The organism is uncultured Pseudomonas sp., assembly GCF_913777995.1.
Lineage (GTDB): Bacteria > Pseudomonadota > Gammaproteobacteria > Pseudomonadales > Pseudomonadaceae > Aquipseudomonas.
This window is the reverse complement of the sequence record NZ_CAJYVE010000019.1, coordinates 46,898-62,858: the sequence shown is the minus strand read 5'-3', so window position 1 is coordinate 62,858 and position 15,961 is coordinate 46,898. Positions and strand designations below refer to the sequence as shown.

Below are 15,961 nucleotides of genomic sequence, written 5' to 3'. Positions count from 1 at the left end.
CCCGCGTGATAGCGCAGTGCAGCGTCCAGATAGAGGTTCACGACGCGGGGCCTGGCGGACAGGCCTTGCCAGACGCGGCAAGACCTTGCCGATCAGGCGAAGGCCCAGGACACCAGCAGCTCCTGGGGTAAGGGCCGGGAAAAATAGTAGCCCTGGGCTTGCCCGGCACCGATCTGTCGCAGCCACTCCAGCGTCTGCGGGTCTTCGACCCCCTCGGCCACCACTGCCAGCCCAAGGGATTCGGCCATGCGCACGATGGCTCGCACGATAGCGCGGCTGCGTGACGAACTGCTCAGTTCGAGAATGAACGACTTGTCGATCTTCAGGCCGCTGAAATGGTATTGATGCACGTAGCTGAGCGACGAAAAACCTGCACCGAAGTCATCCAGAATCACCGAAATACCGCTTTCAGCCAGCTTTTTCATCGTCTGTCGGGCACGCTCCGGCTCTGCCACCAAAGCCCCTTCGGTGAGTTCCAGGCAGATACGCGAAGCGGCGACGCCCTGTTCGACCAGTAGCGCCAGCACCTCTTCGGCGAACTCCGGTCGGGTGATGCTGTAGGCGGAACAATTGACGTGCACCGGCGGCCAGTGCGCGTTTTCCGGCTGAGCCAGGATGGTGATGACCTGCTGCAGCATGTACAGGTCCAACCGCCCGATCAATCGCAAGCCCTCCAGGGCCGGCAGGAAGGCCCCTGGGGTCACCAGCCGACCATCAGGCTGCCGCCAGCGGATCAGCGCTTCGAACGCCAGCAGCCTGCCCGTCTCGACACAGACGATGGGCTGGAAATACGGCAGCAGCTCATCGGTGCGCTTGAGCGCATTGCGCAAGGCACCCTCCTGCTCGATCTGGTCGGATACCTCGCTGCGCAGTTGCTGGTTGAACACCGCGAAGTTGTCACGTCCGGCATTCTTGGCGCGGTACATGGCGATGTCGGCGTCGCGCAGCAGATCTGCCGGCTCGACGTGGAACTGCCGGTCGGCGCCCACAATGCCGATGCTGCACGAGGAAAACACCGTATGACCATCGATGTCGAACGGCTGGTCGAATGCCTCGATGATCCGCTCGGCGATCCGCACGCCGATGTCCAGTGACGCGCCATGGGCCAACACGGCGAACTCATCGCCACCCAGCCGCGCCAGCAGGTCGGAGCCGCGCATGCAGCCAAGCAGCCGCTCGGTGGCCTGGACCAGCAGGTTGTCACCGCAATGGTGGCCCAGACTGTCGTTGACCAGCTTGAAACGATCCAGGTCGATGAACATCACCAGCAACGGACGGGCCTGCTCGCAGAACGTCTGCCAGGCGCCTTGCAGGCGCTGTTGCAGGTGGCTGCGGTTGGCTAGCCCGGTGAGGGCATCATGGCTGTTCTCGTATTGCAGCTTGGCGTTGGCGACGTCCAGCTCACGGGTGCGGTCCTGAACACGCGCCTCCAGCTGCAGGTTGGCCGCCTGCACGGCTTCGGCGGCGCTGCGCCGCGACAATGCGGTGTCGACATGCCGCGACACGAAGGTCAGCAGTTCGAGGTCACGCTGGCTGTAGCTGACGTCTCGCGAGTAGCTCTGCACCACGAGGATGCCGCGCACATCGTCACCCTCGTACAACGGAACGCCCAGCCAGGACCAGGAGCGCTGCGCCTCTTTCTGCCGCTCGATCTCCCCCAGGTCTTCAAGCAGCAGCGCCTGTTCGCGGTCGATCAGGCAGGCACGACGCTGGCGGATCACATACTCGGTGAAACCGCGCTGCCCGCGCCTGGAATGCGGACGCGTTGCCCGCTCGTCCACGTAATAGGGAAAGGTGACCTCGCCGGTGCGACTGTCGTGCAGGGCGATGTAGAAGTTGTGCGCTTCCAGCAGTTCGCCAACGATCAGGTGCAGACTGTGGAACAGCGCATCCATGTCGCCTTGCTGGCTGGACAGCTCGGCGATCTTGAACAACGCGCTCTGCAGGTGCTCGGCGCGTTCGCGGTCGCTGACCTCCTGGCGCAAGGCATCGTTGGCGGCCGAGAGCTGCTGGGTGCGCAACAGCACCGTCTGTTGCAGATCGGTGCGCTGCAACAGCCGGTCAAGGGCCATGGCGACATGCCGGGCCACCGCCTGGAACAGCGCACGGTCTTCGGCACTGTAGGCCCGGCGGGCATCATAGATCTGCATCCCCAGCACGCCGAACACGTCGTCAGCCGCGTTGCGCAATGGCGCGCCCATCCAGAAGGCAGGACGGGCACCGGCACACCAGAAGCGTCCTTGCGCCTCCGCCCGCTCGATACCGGCAGCATCGACGAACAATGGCGCACCGGTGGCCAGCACATGGCCGGTCAGCGAGCGCCGCTGCGGGTTGAAGTCCTCGAAGCTGTCGGGGGCGGGCACCTCGCGATCAATGGTATCGGCGTAGTAAGGGTAGCTGATGCGTTGCTGCTGGCTGTCGTACAAGGCCAGGTAGAAGTTCTCGGCATCCATCAGCGTGCCCAGCTGGTGATGGACACCCGCGATGAAGCTGCCGCTGTCCCGGGAAGAACTGGCCAGGTGGCTGATCTCGTAAAGCACCCGCTGGGTCGCCTGGGCGCGCACCAGTGCGGACTCCTGCAGCAGCGAGCCCAGACGCAGCGCGGTGTCTTCGAGCCACGGCTCGCTGGCCTGTGCCTGCGGCGCCACTAGCCAACCCAGTACCTGCTCGCCTCGCCCGGTAGCCAGGCGACGCAAGTCATAGGCACGGCAGAAGGATTCGAACTCTGCACCGGAAATACAGGTTGGCCAGTCCAGCGGGTGTGCATCGCAGCCCAGCAGGCGCTTGTGCTCGCCGGCGGCATAGGCCGCCCAGCGAGCCTTGGGCTGTGCGAGGCGCAAGGCATCCAGCAGACAACCAATGGCGGCAGCCACCGCTTCACGGTCGGCAGAGGACGCGTGCATTTTCTTTAGCGACGAAACGGTATGAGGCACATTCATGAGGGCATCCCATCCATCAGCCTGTCTCCGCATCGCCGTGGCTCATAGGAAAGCGGCCTATTCTATGCGAGGGCACGCCTGGCGCACATAGTGGAAATGACTTCCTCGCTCTCTATCCGGCCGTTCATGCCGCGCACCTCACCCACCGCCCTGTGGCTCACCCCTGAGCCAGTCATCAATCTGCCACTCAAGCGCAACACTCGCCGCTTGCCGACATGATCACCGCAGGTTTTCGACAACTGGCCGATGAACGCTCACCCTGATCGTCCGCTGGCCATTGACAGCCCCGAACCCCGGGCGCGCAATGGTCGCTCGTTTGCAACGATGGAGAAATGAACATGGCTAAGATCAATGTTTTAGCGGGGGATTTTCTTCAGGGTGACGGGGATTATCGGGCCGATACCCTGACGCTGATCACCCCGCTCCACCCTTGGCCCGGAATCAGCTTCCGGCGTAGCGACATCCAGTCGATGGAAGTCGCCAGCCAAGGGCATAACAAGAATATCGAAGGCGCCCTCGGACTGGGCCTGGCCGGAGCCCTGATGCTGGGTCCGGTAGGCGCCGCTGCCGGGCTGATGCTGGCTGGCGAGGAAAAGGAAGTCACTTTTCTGGCCACGCTCAAGGATGGCCGCAAGCTGCTTGCCGCCACGGATGACAAGACCTACCGCAGGATGAACCAGCCTTTCGAGGCCTCGCCCGCCTCGGGGGACTTCTAAGCGTTGCAGCAGAGCCCTGCGCCGTCGGGCTCTGTCGCCACGCCCCGACAAATAAATCTGAACCTTTGCCGAGCCCGGCCGACAAACCGCTCAAGGGAGCCATTTCGCCCCAGCGCGGGCCAGGAACAGCCATACCGATGAAAGTCAGAGCCACCGTCATTTGCAAACGCGACAACCAGATTCTCTATGTGCGCAAGCCGAAGTCCCGCTGGAACCTGCCGGGGGGCAAGATCGAAGCCGGAGAAACACCGGAACAGGCCGCGCTGCGCGAACTGAGCGAGGAAACCGGACTGGAAGGCCTGCAGTTGCGCTACCTGAACGAATTCCGCGGCAACGAGGTGTTGCACCATGTATTCATCACCCAAGTACCGGATGAAGACCAGCCTCGCCCGCTGAACGAGATCAGCGCCTGCAAATGGCTGGCGGAAGCGGAGATTGATGATCTCAAGGCGACCAGCGCGACGCGGCGAATTATCCGCTCTCTGGTCGGCGGTCATTGAGCAGCGCGGCATGTTCCAACCCGGCTGAACATGATCCGGAATGCAAAAAGGGCGACCCTGAGGTCGCCCTTTTCGTTACCGCCAGCAGGGGCGGATTTGTATGGTAGGCACGATTGGACTCGAACCAACGACCCCCACCATGTCAAGGTGGTGCTCTAACCAACTGAGCTACGTGCCTGCTGTGAGGCGGCATTCTACGGAGATTCCCAACCCTGTCAACGACTTTTTCTTACTAAGCCACTGAAAAAGCGGATTTTTTCACGAGTGCCTGGAAAAACCGCCAGCCGGGCTCAGCGTTCCGACATGCCAGGCGCCCCCCCCTCCATCGGCAATCAGTCTTCAAGCATCTCCACCGGCTGCCAGCTCTCGCAACGATTCCGGCCGCCGGCCTTGGCGCGGTACAAGGCCTGGTCTGCCGCCTGGACAAGCTGCGACACCTCATCTTGCAATTGCGCACCACTGAAACAGGCAATGCCGATGCTGGCCGTGACGCGCTCGTAAGGGCTGGCCGGGTGCGTGATCGAGAGCCGGCGCAACTGCACGAGCACCTCCTCGGCAACGAGTCGAGCACCGTCCAGCGAGGTGCCGGGCAGCAACAGCGCCAGTTCCTCGCCACCATAGCGCGCCGCCAGATCGGCGGGCCGACGCAGGCATGCCCCCATCATCTCTCCCACCTTGCGCAGGCACTCGTCCCCGGCCACATGCCCCAGGGTGTCATTGAAGCGCTTGAAAAAGTCGATATCGACCAACAGCAGCGCCAACGAGCCGCCCTCTCGCCGGGCACGCCCCACCTCCATGCGCAGCGCCTCGTCAAAGCCACGCCGGTTGGCCAGACCGGTCAACGGGTCACGCAACGCCAGCTGTTCGAGTGTCAAGTTGGTACTCAACAGTTCCTGGCCGGCGATATGCAGACGAGCTTCGTTGGCTATGCGCTGCCGGGTGTGTCGCCACAAAGCCCAGCCTACGGCCATGGTAAACAGGATCAGCGCAGCCAGAACGAGGAGCGACCACAGCGCATCGAGACGCCAGCCCCGCAACACCTCGCTCGTTTCACGGGCGACGGTGACTATCAGCGGCAGGTTATCGCTGCGACGAAAGGCCGCAAAGCGCTCGATGTGGTCCAGGCTCGACGCATAGACCGCCGTTCCTTCCTTGCGGTCTTCGAAATATTCCCGGAACACCGGCGAGCGTGAAAAGTCACGCCCCACATCCTGGTCGCGGAAGGGATAACGCACCAATAGTTGACCATTGCTGAGCGCCAGCGAAATGCTGCCGTTCTCGCCGACGTCGATGCGACCGAACAGATCAAGGAAGTTCTTCACCCCCAGGGTCGCCACCGCCACCCCCATGAAAGCTCCCTGGGGATCGTTGATGCGACGACTGATGGTCATTACCCACTCACGACCGGACCGGTCGAGAATGGGTGGCCCCAGGAAGATGTCCTGCGAAGGATTCTGCCGGTGGTGGATGAAGTAGGCACGTTCGGCACCGCTGACCGCCTGGCGGTGCCCGACATTCGACGAGACGATCTCATTGCCGTGGCGATCCAGCAAGGTGACACCGGTGAGCTGAGGCATGGCCCGCTGCTGAAGAAGCAGTAGCCTGTCCAGCCGCTCGAGCGCCCCACTACCAGCACCTTCGGTTTCGATCCGCTCCACCACGCCATTGAGCAACATCGCCCCCTGACGGACGACGCCTTCCGAGTAGGTGGCAAGCGCCTGCGCCAGGTTCAGGCCATTCACATTGACATTGTTGATGATCGCCTTGCGCGCGGCGACCAGTTTCCAGCCGGTCATGAAGGTCAGTGACAGGCACACGACCAGCAACAACACGATGACGAGGTGAAGATCACGTTTCACGGGCACACCCGAAGCCGACAGGTCGCTCAGGCTGCCAGTAGGCACTAGGCCCTGTCCACTGGGGAAAAGCCGCACACCGCGAAATGGCAGGACGCTTGAACGCTAGAGGAAGAGGATCATCGAAACGCTCGCCGCCTGAACGGCGCATACAAAAAGGGCGACCCTTGCGGATCGCCCCTTTCTCACAACCATGAGGTTGATAAATCTGGTAGGCACAATTGGACTCGAACCAACGACCCCCACCATGTCAAGGTGGTGCTCTAACCAACTGAGCTATGTGCCTGCTGTGGGGCGCATTCTACGGATATCCGCGACCCTGTCAACGACTTTTTTGGCTAACTTACTGAAAACCGAAAACTTTTTAAGCCAAGCGGTGCGATGCCAGGGCCATGCCTCATCAATTGGCCTGCCGGGCCAGAGTCTTGCGCGCTTCGGCCGCCGCCTGCTCCTGACCGGCCCTGGCCAGTTCATCGGCCGCCCGCAACCAGCGCTGCGCATCGACCTTGGCCGGCAACTGCCGGGCATTCTGGATCAGCACCGCCCAATGGCCGGCGCTTTTCCAGGCCGAGGTGAAGCTGGAGAAGCTCATCGACTGCCGCGCGCTCATGCCCGATTGCAGCACCACCGTATCGCGAAAGCGGTCATAACCGAGCAGCACGCCATAGCGAGGCTTACTGAACAGCAAGGGTCCGGCGTCGAAACGGACCAGTACCGGGTAGCCGGCCGCCACCTGGGTCATCAGGTCATGGAAGTCGTCGCCCAACGGGTAGACCACGAAACCATATTCCCGGGCGACCCTTTGCAGGTTCTGCTCCAGCTGGTGTTCGGCCTGCGGCAGCTGCAGGTTCTTTTCCAGCAGCCCGGGCGTGGTCGCCACCTGCTGACTGCCAAGCATGCTGGCCAGTGACGCGGGGCCGCTCTGGAAGACATTGCCACGAAACACCGGTACGGCCTTGAGTTCAACCCGGTCCGGCAGGCCTTGAGGATCGGGCGGGATCGCCGCCAGGCGGTGCGGCGATGAACACCCGGCAACCGCCGTCAACGCCAGGATAGCGAGCATCTTCAGGGCCGAACGCGATGAAATGACAACCGACTGCATGTTCCCTCACTTGCTTGACGACACCCGACACCCGTCGGCCAGGTACAGGCGCCGATCATAGAGCGCCTGTCGGCCCCGGTATAGCCTGACAGTGCAGTCCCCTGCCCCGCATAGATCAAAAGATTCGAAGCCAGGGGCCGCTGGTCAAATTGACGAAACACCGGGCGGGCTAGACTGTCATTTATCAGGACTGCAACAGATTGCAGCAACCGTGGAGGCACTTTCTATGAGCCTGGAAATGACCATCGTGATGTTGATCGCCGCCTGGCTGGCCGTGGCCTGCGCCATGCTGTGGGGCGTGTTGCGCATCGCTCGCCGCCATCAACAGTCCAACCGCCAGGCGCCGCAGGTTCGCCCACAACCTGCAAGACCGCACGCGCAACGGCCTGTGACGGCTCACTGATCCTTATCCAGCCCCCTGTAGGTAAAACGGTCGGTTCCGCGTCACGGAACCGACCGTTTCTTTTTCCGCCTCGACAGCCTCAGGCTCAGGCTGCCTCACCTCGCTTGCGCCTGGCACGGCGGGCCATCATGTTGAGCAGTTCGATCAGCGCCGAGAAGCTCATGGCGGCGTACACGTAGCCCTTGGGCACATGGGCTCCGAAGCCCTCGGCAATCAGCGTCATGCCGATCATGATCAGAAACCCCAGGGCCAGCATCACCACCGTAGGGTTGTCATGGATGAACTTGGCCAACGGGTCGGCTGCCACCAGCATGACCACCACGGCACTGACCACGGCAATGATCATGATCGGCAAGTGTTCGGTCATGCCCACCGCCGTGATGATGCTGTCGATGGAGAACACCAGATCAAGCATGAGGATCTGTGTAATGGCCGCGCCCATGTTCAGAGTGACCTTGCCACCCACCGATGCCTCCTTCTCGGCGCTGTGTTCCATGCTGTGGTGGATCTCGGTGGTCGCCTTCCAGACCAGGAACAGGCCACCGGCGATGAGGATCATGTCCTTCCAGGAGAACATCTGACCAAACACTTCCAGTACCGGCTCGGTGAGCTGGACGATCCACGCCACGGTGCTGAGCAGGCCCAGACGCATGAACAGTGCCATGCCGATGCCCAGCCGACGCGCCTTGGCGCGCTGATGCTCGGGAAGCTTGTTGGTGAGGATCGAAATGAAGATCAGGTTATCGATGCCGAGCACGACTTCCATGACCACCAGTGTTGCCAGCGCCACCCAGGCCGCGGGACTTGTTGCAAGTTCCAACAGGTATTCCATGACTTATATCCTGCGTGTGTTCAAGTGGGTGAATCAGCTGTCCTTGCCGGCCTGCTCGGCCTTCGGCTCGGGCTTGTCTGCCGGCTCAAGCACCGACAGCTCCTGACGGGCATCTTCCAGGGCCTTGGTAGCCGCCTTGTGCGTATCGTCGACGGCCTGCCTGGCCGACTCGGCCGCCGTGTCGAGCAACTGCTTGCCGGACGACTCGACCTGATCACAACCACTGACTACGACCAGCGAGCCTGCCAACAGTGCTATGTATAGAGCGCTTTTCATGACGTCCTCGATCTCTGCTGCCGGGCGATGGATGAGTGCCGCGGCGTTGAGGCGATTCTAGCCAGCTTGAAACATCCGGAAAATTCGTATTTACAAGTTATATACTTCGGTTTTTACGAAGTGATGATCGTCATGCTCAATTATCGTCAGCTGCACTACTTCTGGGTGGTCGCCCGCACCGGCAGCATCGTGCGCGCCTGCGAGCAGTTGAACCTCACCGCACAGACCATCAGCGGGCAGATCAGCCTGCTGGAAGACAGCCTGGGCGTGGACCTTTTCCAGCGCGTTGGCCGCCAGCTGGAGCTGACCGAAGCCGGACGCCTGGCCCTGCCCTACGCCGAACAGATGTTCCAGCTGGGCCATGAGCTGGAAAGCCTGCTGCGCTCGCAGCCGGGCGAGCAGCACACGCTGTTTCGCATCGGCGTGGCCGATGTGGTGCCCAAGTCCATCGTCTACCGCCTGATCGCCCCCACCATGCAGCTGAACGAACCGATCCGCATCACCTGCCGCGAAGACAAGCTGGAAAGGCTGCTGGCTGACCTGGCCATCCAGCGCCTGGACATGGTGGTTTCCGACAGTCCCATGCCACCGCACCTGGACATCCGTGGGCACAGTCAGAAACTGGGTGAATGCGGGGTGAGCTTCTTCGCCACCGAAGCGGTCGAGCAACGCCTTGCCGGCGACTTCCCGGCGAACCTGGACAACGCTCCCCTGCTGATCCCCGGCCAGGACACGGTGGTACGCGGGCGGTTGATGCGCTGGTTCGCGGAACACAAACTCAGGCCGCGAATCATCGGCGAGTTCGACGACAGCGCGCTGATGCAAGCCTTCGGCCGCTCCGGCAGCGGCGTATTTGTGGCGCCTAGCGTGATTGCCAGCGAAGTGCAGGCGCAATACGGCGTACGGCTGATCGGCCAGACCGATGCGGTAAGCGAGTCGTTCTACGCCATCACCGTGGAGCGCAAGGTCAGTCACCCCGGCGTGGTCGCGATCACCGAGGCGGCGCGCAGCGAGCTGTTCAGCGACTGACCTGGCGTTACGCCGGCAGGCGCCCGGCGTCTTTGAGCATGGCCAGGGCAAGCAGCACCGACAGGCCGATGATCAGCGCCGCCACCATACCGACGCTGGCCAGCCCCAGGTTGTCGATGACCCGACCACCGATCAGCGCCCCCAGGCCGATGCCCAGATTACCCCCGGCCACATTCAGCGAAGCGGCAAAGGCCGGCGCCTGGGGCGCGGCCTTCATCAGCCGTACGTGGCAGACGAGAAACAGCGCAGCCTGAGTGATGCCCCACAGGGCCAGCGTCGCCGCCAGTGCCGGTAGCGAACCGATGCTGGGCACCACCGCCAGCACACCGGTGGCCAGCAGCACGCAGAAGAACAGGCTGGCCAGCAACGGGTGCCTGTCGACCATCCGCCCACCCCAGGCGTTGCCCAACAGGCCCACCGCACCGAAACCCATCAGGCACCACCCCACCAACGCACCATCGAAACCCGCCAGGCGTTCGAGGATGTCGGCCAGGTAGGTGTACGCCGTGAACATGCCGCTGAATACCAGCACCGACAACAACACGTGCCCCAGCAGTCGCGGACTGCGCAACAGCCCGAGCTGCCTGCGCATCGAGGCGGGCGCAAAAGGCTGACTGGCAGGCAGCCAGATCACCAATGAGCAGGCCTTGAGCAGCGCCAGCGCGCCCACTACCGCGAACGCTGCGCGCCAGCCGAAGGCATCGCTGATCAGCGTACCGACCGGAATGCCGAACACCATGGCCAGGATGATGCCTACGCCGAATCGCGCCACAGCGCGTCCGGCCTGGTCCGGGCCGGCCAGGTTAACGACCGTTTCGCTGGCCAGCGACCAGAACACCGGTAAGGCCAAGGCCGGCAGCAGCCGTGCCAGGGCCATGACCCCATAACTGGGGGCCGAGGACGCGAGCAGGTTGGACGCCCCGAACACCAGCAGCATACCGATGAACAACCGCTTGCGTTCGAAACGGGAAAAGTAGGCGGTCAACAGCGGGCCGAGCGCTGCAACGGTGAAGGCGAACAGGGTGACTAGCAGACCGGCCTGGGAAATCGACACCTCAAGGTCCCTGGCCAGGGCCGGCAACAGCCCAACGATGACGAACTCCGTGGTCACCACCGTAAAGCCGGCGGCCGACAACAGATAGACGGGCAACATGGAAAAACTCCAGATACAGACACCACCCGGTTGAGGGCGTCAGGTGAAACGCCAGGCACGCAGCCCGGCGAAGAACGGCAGGTGGAACATGCGGCTCGGCGATGCTGTCGGTATGACCGCCACGCATCGACGCGCTCGGCATCCAGGAACACCCTTAACACAGACGTCGGGAACAAGCGCCCGGCAAGGAACGATGAATCAGGGTACCTGCGATCGGGTCGGCCCTCGTACCTTGCGAAGCGCCTCTACTCGCTGTCCATTCTGTTACAATTTGCAACTTATTTACTAAAAGGAACTAAAGCACGATGAAAGTCGCTTCCCGCCTGAAAATCTCCGCCGTTCTCCTGACTTCCCTGCTTCTGGCCGCCTGCGGCAAATCCGTCGAGGGCACCTACACCGTCGCTTCCGGCCCGGTGAAGGGCGTCAAGCTGACCTTGGGCAAGGAAAAGTTCTCCTTCGAAACAGGCGCCAGCGGCACTTACGAGGTCAGCGGCGACAATGTGATTTTCACTGGCATGACCTTCAACGGCACGATGCACATTGAAGGCAAAAACCTGGTCAATGACAAATGGCGCTTTGAACGCGACTGATGCCCTGACTCGCTGAGTCCGACAACAAGGGGGGGGGCGATCCCGTCACGCCAAATCGCCGCCCCACTTTAGCGCAACACCCTGGAACAGGTCATTTCGCCTCATTCACGCTGCCTCTGCGCGAGAGTCATCTGCAGCCCCCTTATGACGCAGCCCTTTCAGCCCCCTTTCCAAACTGCACACGGCTGCGCCTTTGCAATAGACTGGCAGCCTGCAACTGCTCAGGAAGCGCCCATGTCCACGCCGTCCATCCCAGCCGAAACCACCGAAGCCCTGCAACTGGACGCCGTCCAGGTCAGGATTCTCGGCAGCCTGATCGAAAAGCAGGCCACCAGCCCGGAAAACTACCCTCTTACGCTCAACGCTCTGATGCTGGCCTGTAATCAGAAGACCAGCCGCGAGCCGGTGATGAACCTGACCCAGGCGCAGGTCGGGCAGGCGCTGCGCAGCCTCGAAAACCTCGGGCTGGCGCGCCTGGTCATGGGTAGCCGCGCCGACCGCTGGGAGCACCGCGTCGATCGGCACCTGGAATTGGTGCCGGCCCAACTGATCCTCACCGGCCTGCTGTTGTTACGCGGCCCGCAGACCGTCAACGAACTGCTGACCCGCAGCCAGCGCATGCACGACTTCGACGATGCCGGTCAGGTCGTCCACCAACTCGAACGCCTGATCGCCCGTGGCCTGGCGATTCTCCTGCCGCGCCAGGGCGGCCAGCGTGAAGACCGCTACATGCACAGCCTGGGCAGCGAAGAAGACCTGCAGGAACTGCTCAGTCAGCGGCAGAGCGCCCCGGAACGCTTTGCCTCAGCCAGCAGCGACCGCCTCGATGAGCTAGAGGCGCGCATTGCGGCGCTCGAAGAACGCCTGGCACGCCTGGAAGGCTGAATTCAGCCGCGAGCGAACGCTGCCGCCCGCTGGTACTGCTCGTCGCTCGGACGCACGCCGGTGTACAGAACGAACTGCTCCAGCGCCTGAATGGCCGCCACCTGGTCACCCGTGATCAGGCGCTTGCCCAGTCGCTGGCCTGCCTGGATCAGTGGCGTCAACGCTGGCGTGGCGACCACGTCAAAAAGCGTATCGGCCGCCTCGATGGCCTGCATCTCGAAGGCCAGTTCGTCGGCACAGTCCCCAGCCATCCCCAAGGGCGTGACATTCACCAGCAACGGCGGGCACTCATCGCCCAGCGTCGGCTGCCAGCGCAGGCCGCAGGTCTCGGCCAGCTGCCGGCCAGCGCGCTCATTGCGAGCGACGATCAGACCCTCGTCGAAGCCGGCATCACGCATGGCGCAGGCCACGGCCTTGGCCATGCCGCCACTGCCACGCAAGGCGAAGGGCGTACGCGGCACCGCATGGCTGTCGAGCAACTGCGCCACAGCGATGTAATCGGTGTTGTAGGCCTTGAGATGACCAGCGGTATTGACGATGGTGTTGATCGAGTCGATGGCCGCCGCCGACGCGTCCAGTTCATCGACCAGTTCGATGCAGGCTTCCTTGAACGGCATGGACACACCACAGCCCCGGATACCCAATGCGCGCATGCCGGCCACTGCGCCAGGCAAGTCAGTGGGGGGCGAAGGCCTTGTAGTAATAGTCAAGTTGCAGTTCGCGGTACAGGAAGTTGTGAAAACGCACCCCGAAGTTGCCCGGGCGAGCGGCGAGGGACATACAGAGCACGGTGTCCCTGCTGGCAGTAATGGGCATATGAATCTCCCGAACGGTATTGGATTAAAGCTGCGGCGCAGGCGTAAACTGGCAGCGACGAACGAAGCAGACAGCCGTTTGTCGACCTGTCCCACGACCTTACACAAACTTTACTTTACGGCTTCGCAGATTGAACACTTTCGTGGTCTTAGTATTAACCCCGTGGCAGCACCAGAGCCTGGTGCCGTGCGACAACGGGTCGAAAGCCGAGGAACTACCGTCATGATTCGTCATTTACCCAAGATCGCCCTGTTAGTAGGTGCCCTCGCTCTGGCGACTCAAGCCAATGCGGGCGGCCGAGGCTGGGGAGGTCCGGCGATAGCGGGAGCGATTGTCGGCGCCGCCGTGGTGGGTGCCGCCGTGGCCAACAGCCACGACCGTACGGTCTACGTCGAGCGCGAGCCGGTCTACGTCCAGCCGCGCACCGTGTACTACGCACCGCCGCCTCCACCGGTCTATTATCAGCCGGCACCGGTATACGAGGTCGTGGAACGCTATCCAGCGCCGGTCTACTACCGTCACTACGGTCCGCCACCACCACCGGCCTACTACGGCCCTCCTCACCGCTGGTGAAGACACCCTGGAACCCCGCCCTCTGGCGGGGTTTCCTTTTTCAGCCGCACGACCGTCAATCAGGCCGGACGGCTGAAGCCGTTCCTGCGGCGTCAGACAACACTTACCGTTGACCGTCCGCGGGCCAATACATGGATCAATGACCACTATCGAGCAGGTTGATTTCTGCCTGCCGGGACCCTTGCGTAGAGTGAAGCCATCGATTGACGGAGGCATCCATGAGCAAGGTTCAAATCATGTCGGTGGTCGGCAGCGCCGTCCCCGCCTCATTGCGTGAACGGGGGCTGCTGGCCTGCTGGTACCTGATGCGTGACGGCGAGCCCGTCGACGGTCCATTCACCTCGCTGCCGGTCGCCCAGGCCCGGCACCTGCAGCTGGCCAGCCACGTGCTGAACAGCTGAACACGCCCGCTAGAGACGCTCGGCGATGACCACGATGATCTGACAACGCTGTGCCAGCTTCTGCAGACGCCGCTCCACAGCGGCGTACACGGTGCGGTCGCTACGACCGCTTTCCAGTTCGTCGATCAGGTCTCCAGCCACCTGGCGCAACTCGTGGACCACGACAATACGGTCGTCGTTGAGATCGTGCTTGTGGGACTCGAACAGACGGTGCAGATAATCCTGCAGCATGAACTTGAGATGATGCCGGTCACTGGCCCGCAGGTGCATCAGGTTAAGGTTGATGCGCCCCTGCATCTCGGTCAGCTCCGCACACAGATACTGGACCCGCCGGGCATAGCCGATTTCTCGTTCGCGCAGTTGTCGCTGCGCTTCCCTGGCCTGCTGGGCACGTTGAATCGCCGGTACCGCCACGGCCATCAGCAGCGCGACGACCACGCCCGTGGCCTGCACCCAGCCCGCCCAGTCCACCGGCTTGATGAAAAAGCCCGCTCCCAGCATGAGTACCGTCAAAGCTATCGCTGCGATGACCAGGAGCATGTAATCCTTGCCGACCAACCCTTTGGGCATTACCCGACTCCTTACTTCCAAGTTCTTCGAATGGCGTGGATGCTAATCGCTGCAGGTGCCGCGCGCCATGACTATCGAAATACCCGCGTGCTTATTGCAATACCCCGACTGTGCCGACCGCCACGGGTCTGGATCGCGGCCATGGCCGGCGGCCCAGGTAATAAGCGGCTATCGTGAGCAAATACTTGTTGCCTACTTAACAGTGTCTGAATGAACAGGCTATTTATCCGGCAGCGCGGCAATTGCAGGCTACGCCCATCGACTTTAGTCGAAGGCTGCTTCTAGAATGCACGCCTTATGCCCCTGCCGTCGTGCATCCACGCACACTACCGAGTGAGTGTTGTTCTTGAAAATCCGTATTTGTGTATTGAGCATCCTGCTTGCCGTTACCAGCCCCCTGTTCGCAAGCGCACAGGCCAGCGAGCCTGCTGCACTGAATCGCGACCCGGCCAATCTGCATCTGGCCTCGGGCAGCACCATGGTCGTCGACCTGCAGACCAACAAGGTCATCTATTCCAGCAACCCCGATGTCGTGGTACCCATCGCCTCAGTGACCAAGTTGATGACCGCCATGGTCGTGCTGGATGCCAAGCAGTCGATGGATGAAGTCATTCCCGTCGACATTTCCCAGACCAAGGAAATGAAAGGCGTATTTTCCCGCGTCAAGCTGGGCAGCCAACTGAGTCGGCGCGACATGTTGCTGATCACCCTGATGTCCTCGGAAAACCGCGCAGCAGCGAGCCTGGCGCACAGCTATCCGGGCGGTTACCCCGCCTTCATCCAGGCAATGAACGCCAAAGCCAAGGCCCTGGGCATGAAGCACACCGCCTACGTGGAGCCGACCGGGCTGTCGGTGTACAACGTGTCGACCGCACGCGACCTTACCAAACTGATCATGGAGGCGCGCAAATACCCGCTGCTCAGCGAGCTGAGCACCACCGAAGAGAAGACCGTGCGTTTCACCAAGCCCACCTACACCCTGGGTTTTCGCAATACCGACCACCTGGTGCATCGTGACAACTGGGACATTCGCCTGACCAAGACCGGCTTCACCAATCAGGCCGGCCATTGTCTGGTGTTGCTGACCAGCATGGCCAAGCGTCCGGTGTCGGTGGTGATCCTCGACGCATTCGGCAAGCAGACTCACTTCGCCGATGCAGCACGCCTGCGCCGCTGGCTGGAAACCGGACAGAGCGGCCCGGTGCCGGCGGTGGCCCTGCAATACAAGAAGGAAAAGAACCTGTCGATCCGCCAGAACGGCCTGCAACAGGCCAAGGAATGATCCTGTTCTGAAACGCCAGCGGCCCGGGGAGCCTCACT

General features: G+C 62.2%; 16 protein-coding genes, 2 tRNA genes and 1 pseudogene. 9 read left to right on the top strand and 10 right to left on the bottom strand.

What is annotated here, in order from left to right; genetic code table 11:
• Positions 1-92: 92 nt before the first annotated feature.
• Positions 93-2,939 carry an EAL domain-containing protein gene (locus QZ497_RS08195; RefSeq protein WP_295472984.1) on the bottom strand — a complete coding sequence of 949 codons (2,847 nt, stop codon included), beginning with the start codon at positions 2,937-2,939 and terminating at the stop codon, positions 93-95.
• Positions 2,940-3,277: 338 nt separating this feature from the next.
• Between QZ497_RS08195 and QZ497_RS08190 the strand changes: the two genes are divergently transcribed.
• The gene (locus tag QZ497_RS08190) at positions 3,278-3,655 is read left to right on the top strand and encodes a hypothetical protein (RefSeq protein WP_295473015.1); all 378 of its coding nucleotides are present in this window, start codon (positions 3,278-3,280) and stop codon (positions 3,653-3,655) included.
• Positions 3,656-3,792: 137 nt separating this feature from the next.
• A complete protein-coding gene (locus QZ497_RS08185) occupies positions 3,793-4,155 on the top strand; it encodes an NUDIX hydrolase (protein WP_295472981.1) in 363 nt (120 codons plus the stop codon).
• Between the two features lie 101 nt (positions 4,156-4,256).
• On the opposite strand, the gene QZ497_RS08180 is transcribed toward QZ497_RS08185, so the two are convergent.
• From QZ497_RS08180 to QZ497_RS08165, 4 genes are all read right to left on the bottom strand, one after another.
• Positions 4,257-4,333 (bottom strand) — tRNA-Val (locus QZ497_RS08180).
• Positions 4,334-4,487: 154 nt separating this feature from the next.
• Positions 4,488-6,014: a diguanylate cyclase gene (locus tag QZ497_RS08175; protein ID WP_295472980.1), complete on the bottom strand. Its 1,527-nt coding sequence runs from the start codon at positions 6,012-6,014 to the stop codon at positions 4,488-4,490.
• Between the two features lie 206 nt (positions 6,015-6,220).
• Positions 6,221-6,297 (bottom strand) — tRNA-Val (locus tag QZ497_RS08170).
• 114 nt (positions 6,298-6,411) lie between these two features.
• Entirely contained in the window at positions 6,412-7,074 is a 663-nt protein-coding gene (locus QZ497_RS08165) for a peptidase C39 family protein (RefSeq protein ID WP_295473013.1), read from the bottom strand.
• Between the two features lie 265 nt (positions 7,075-7,339).
• On the opposite strand from QZ497_RS08165, the gene QZ497_RS08160 reads away from it, so the two are divergent.
• Complete coding sequence (locus QZ497_RS08160) at positions 7,340-7,516, top strand: hypothetical protein (RefSeq protein ID WP_295472978.1); 177 nt, start codon at positions 7,340-7,342, stop codon at positions 7,514-7,516.
• An 85-nt stretch (positions 7,517-7,601) separates the two neighbouring features.
• On the opposite strand, the gene QZ497_RS08155 is transcribed toward QZ497_RS08160, so the two are convergent.
• Both QZ497_RS08155 and QZ497_RS08150 read right to left on the bottom strand, forming a co-directional pair.
• Positions 7,602-8,348 carry a TerC family protein gene (locus tag QZ497_RS08155; protein WP_295472976.1) on the bottom strand — a complete coding sequence of 249 codons (747 nt, stop codon included), beginning with the start codon at positions 8,346-8,348 and terminating at the stop codon, positions 7,602-7,604.
• A gap of 33 nt (positions 8,349-8,381) precedes the next feature.
• Positions 8,382-8,624 (bottom strand): hypothetical protein, encoded by a 243-nt coding sequence (locus QZ497_RS08150; protein ID WP_295472974.1) that lies wholly within the window; start codon positions 8,622-8,624, stop codon positions 8,382-8,384.
• A 132-nt stretch (positions 8,625-8,756) separates the two neighbouring features.
• Here QZ497_RS08150 and nhaR point away from each other — a divergent pair, with 132 nt between their 5' ends.
• Entirely contained in the window at positions 8,757-9,653 is an 897-nt protein-coding gene (gene nhaR / locus QZ497_RS08145) for a transcriptional activator NhaR (protein WP_295472972.1), read from the top strand.
• Between the two features lie 7 nt (positions 9,654-9,660).
• Here the strand turns inward: nhaR and QZ497_RS08140 are convergent, their stop codons facing one another.
• Positions 9,661-10,806, bottom strand: a complete 1,146-nt coding sequence (locus QZ497_RS08140; protein WP_295472970.1) for an MFS transporter — start codon at positions 10,804-10,806, stop codon at positions 9,661-9,663.
• 305 nt (positions 10,807-11,111) lie between these two features.
• On the opposite strand from QZ497_RS08140, the gene QZ497_RS08135 reads away from it, so the two are divergent.
• Together QZ497_RS08135 and QZ497_RS08130 are read left to right on the top strand one after the other, a co-directional pair.
• Entirely contained in the window at positions 11,112-11,396 is a 285-nt protein-coding gene (locus QZ497_RS08135) for a hypothetical protein (RefSeq protein ID WP_295472968.1), read from the top strand.
• Between the two features lie 234 nt (positions 11,397-11,630).
• Positions 11,631-12,281, top strand: coding sequence for a DUF480 domain-containing protein (locus QZ497_RS08130; protein WP_295472966.1), 651 nt, complete (start codon positions 11,631-11,633; stop codon positions 12,279-12,281).
• Between the two features lie 2 nt (positions 12,282-12,283).
• Here the strand turns inward: QZ497_RS08130 and QZ497_RS08125 are convergent.
• Positions 12,284-13,097 (bottom strand): annotated as a pseudogene (locus QZ497_RS08125) (shikimate 5-dehydrogenase).
• Between the two features lie 222 nt (positions 13,098-13,319).
• Between QZ497_RS08125 and QZ497_RS08120 the strand changes: the two are divergent.
• Together QZ497_RS08120 and QZ497_RS08115 are read left to right on the top strand one after the other, a co-directional pair.
• Positions 13,320-13,670: a hypothetical protein gene (locus QZ497_RS08120; protein ID WP_295472964.1), complete on the top strand. Its 351-nt coding sequence runs from the start codon at positions 13,320-13,322 to the stop codon at positions 13,668-13,670.
• A gap of 218 nt (positions 13,671-13,888) precedes the next feature.
• Positions 13,889-14,071: a hypothetical protein gene (locus QZ497_RS08115; protein ID WP_295472962.1), complete on the top strand. Its 183-nt coding sequence runs from the start codon at positions 13,889-13,891 to the stop codon at positions 14,069-14,071.
• Between the two features lie 9 nt (positions 14,072-14,080).
• Here the strand turns inward: QZ497_RS08115 and QZ497_RS08110 are convergent, their stop codons facing one another.
• The gene (locus QZ497_RS08110; protein ID WP_295472960.1) at positions 14,081-14,641 is read right to left on the bottom strand and encodes a hypothetical protein; all 561 of its coding nucleotides are present in this window, start codon (positions 14,639-14,641) and stop codon (positions 14,081-14,083) included.
• Between the two features lie 340 nt (positions 14,642-14,981).
• On the opposite strand from QZ497_RS08110, the gene pbpG reads away from it, so the two are divergent.
• On the top strand, positions 14,982-15,923 hold the full coding sequence (pbpG, locus tag QZ497_RS08105) for a D-alanyl-D-alanine endopeptidase (protein ID WP_295472958.1): 942 nt from the start codon (positions 14,982-14,984) through the stop codon (positions 15,921-15,923).
• The last annotated feature ends 38 nt before the right edge of the window (positions 15,924-15,961 follow it).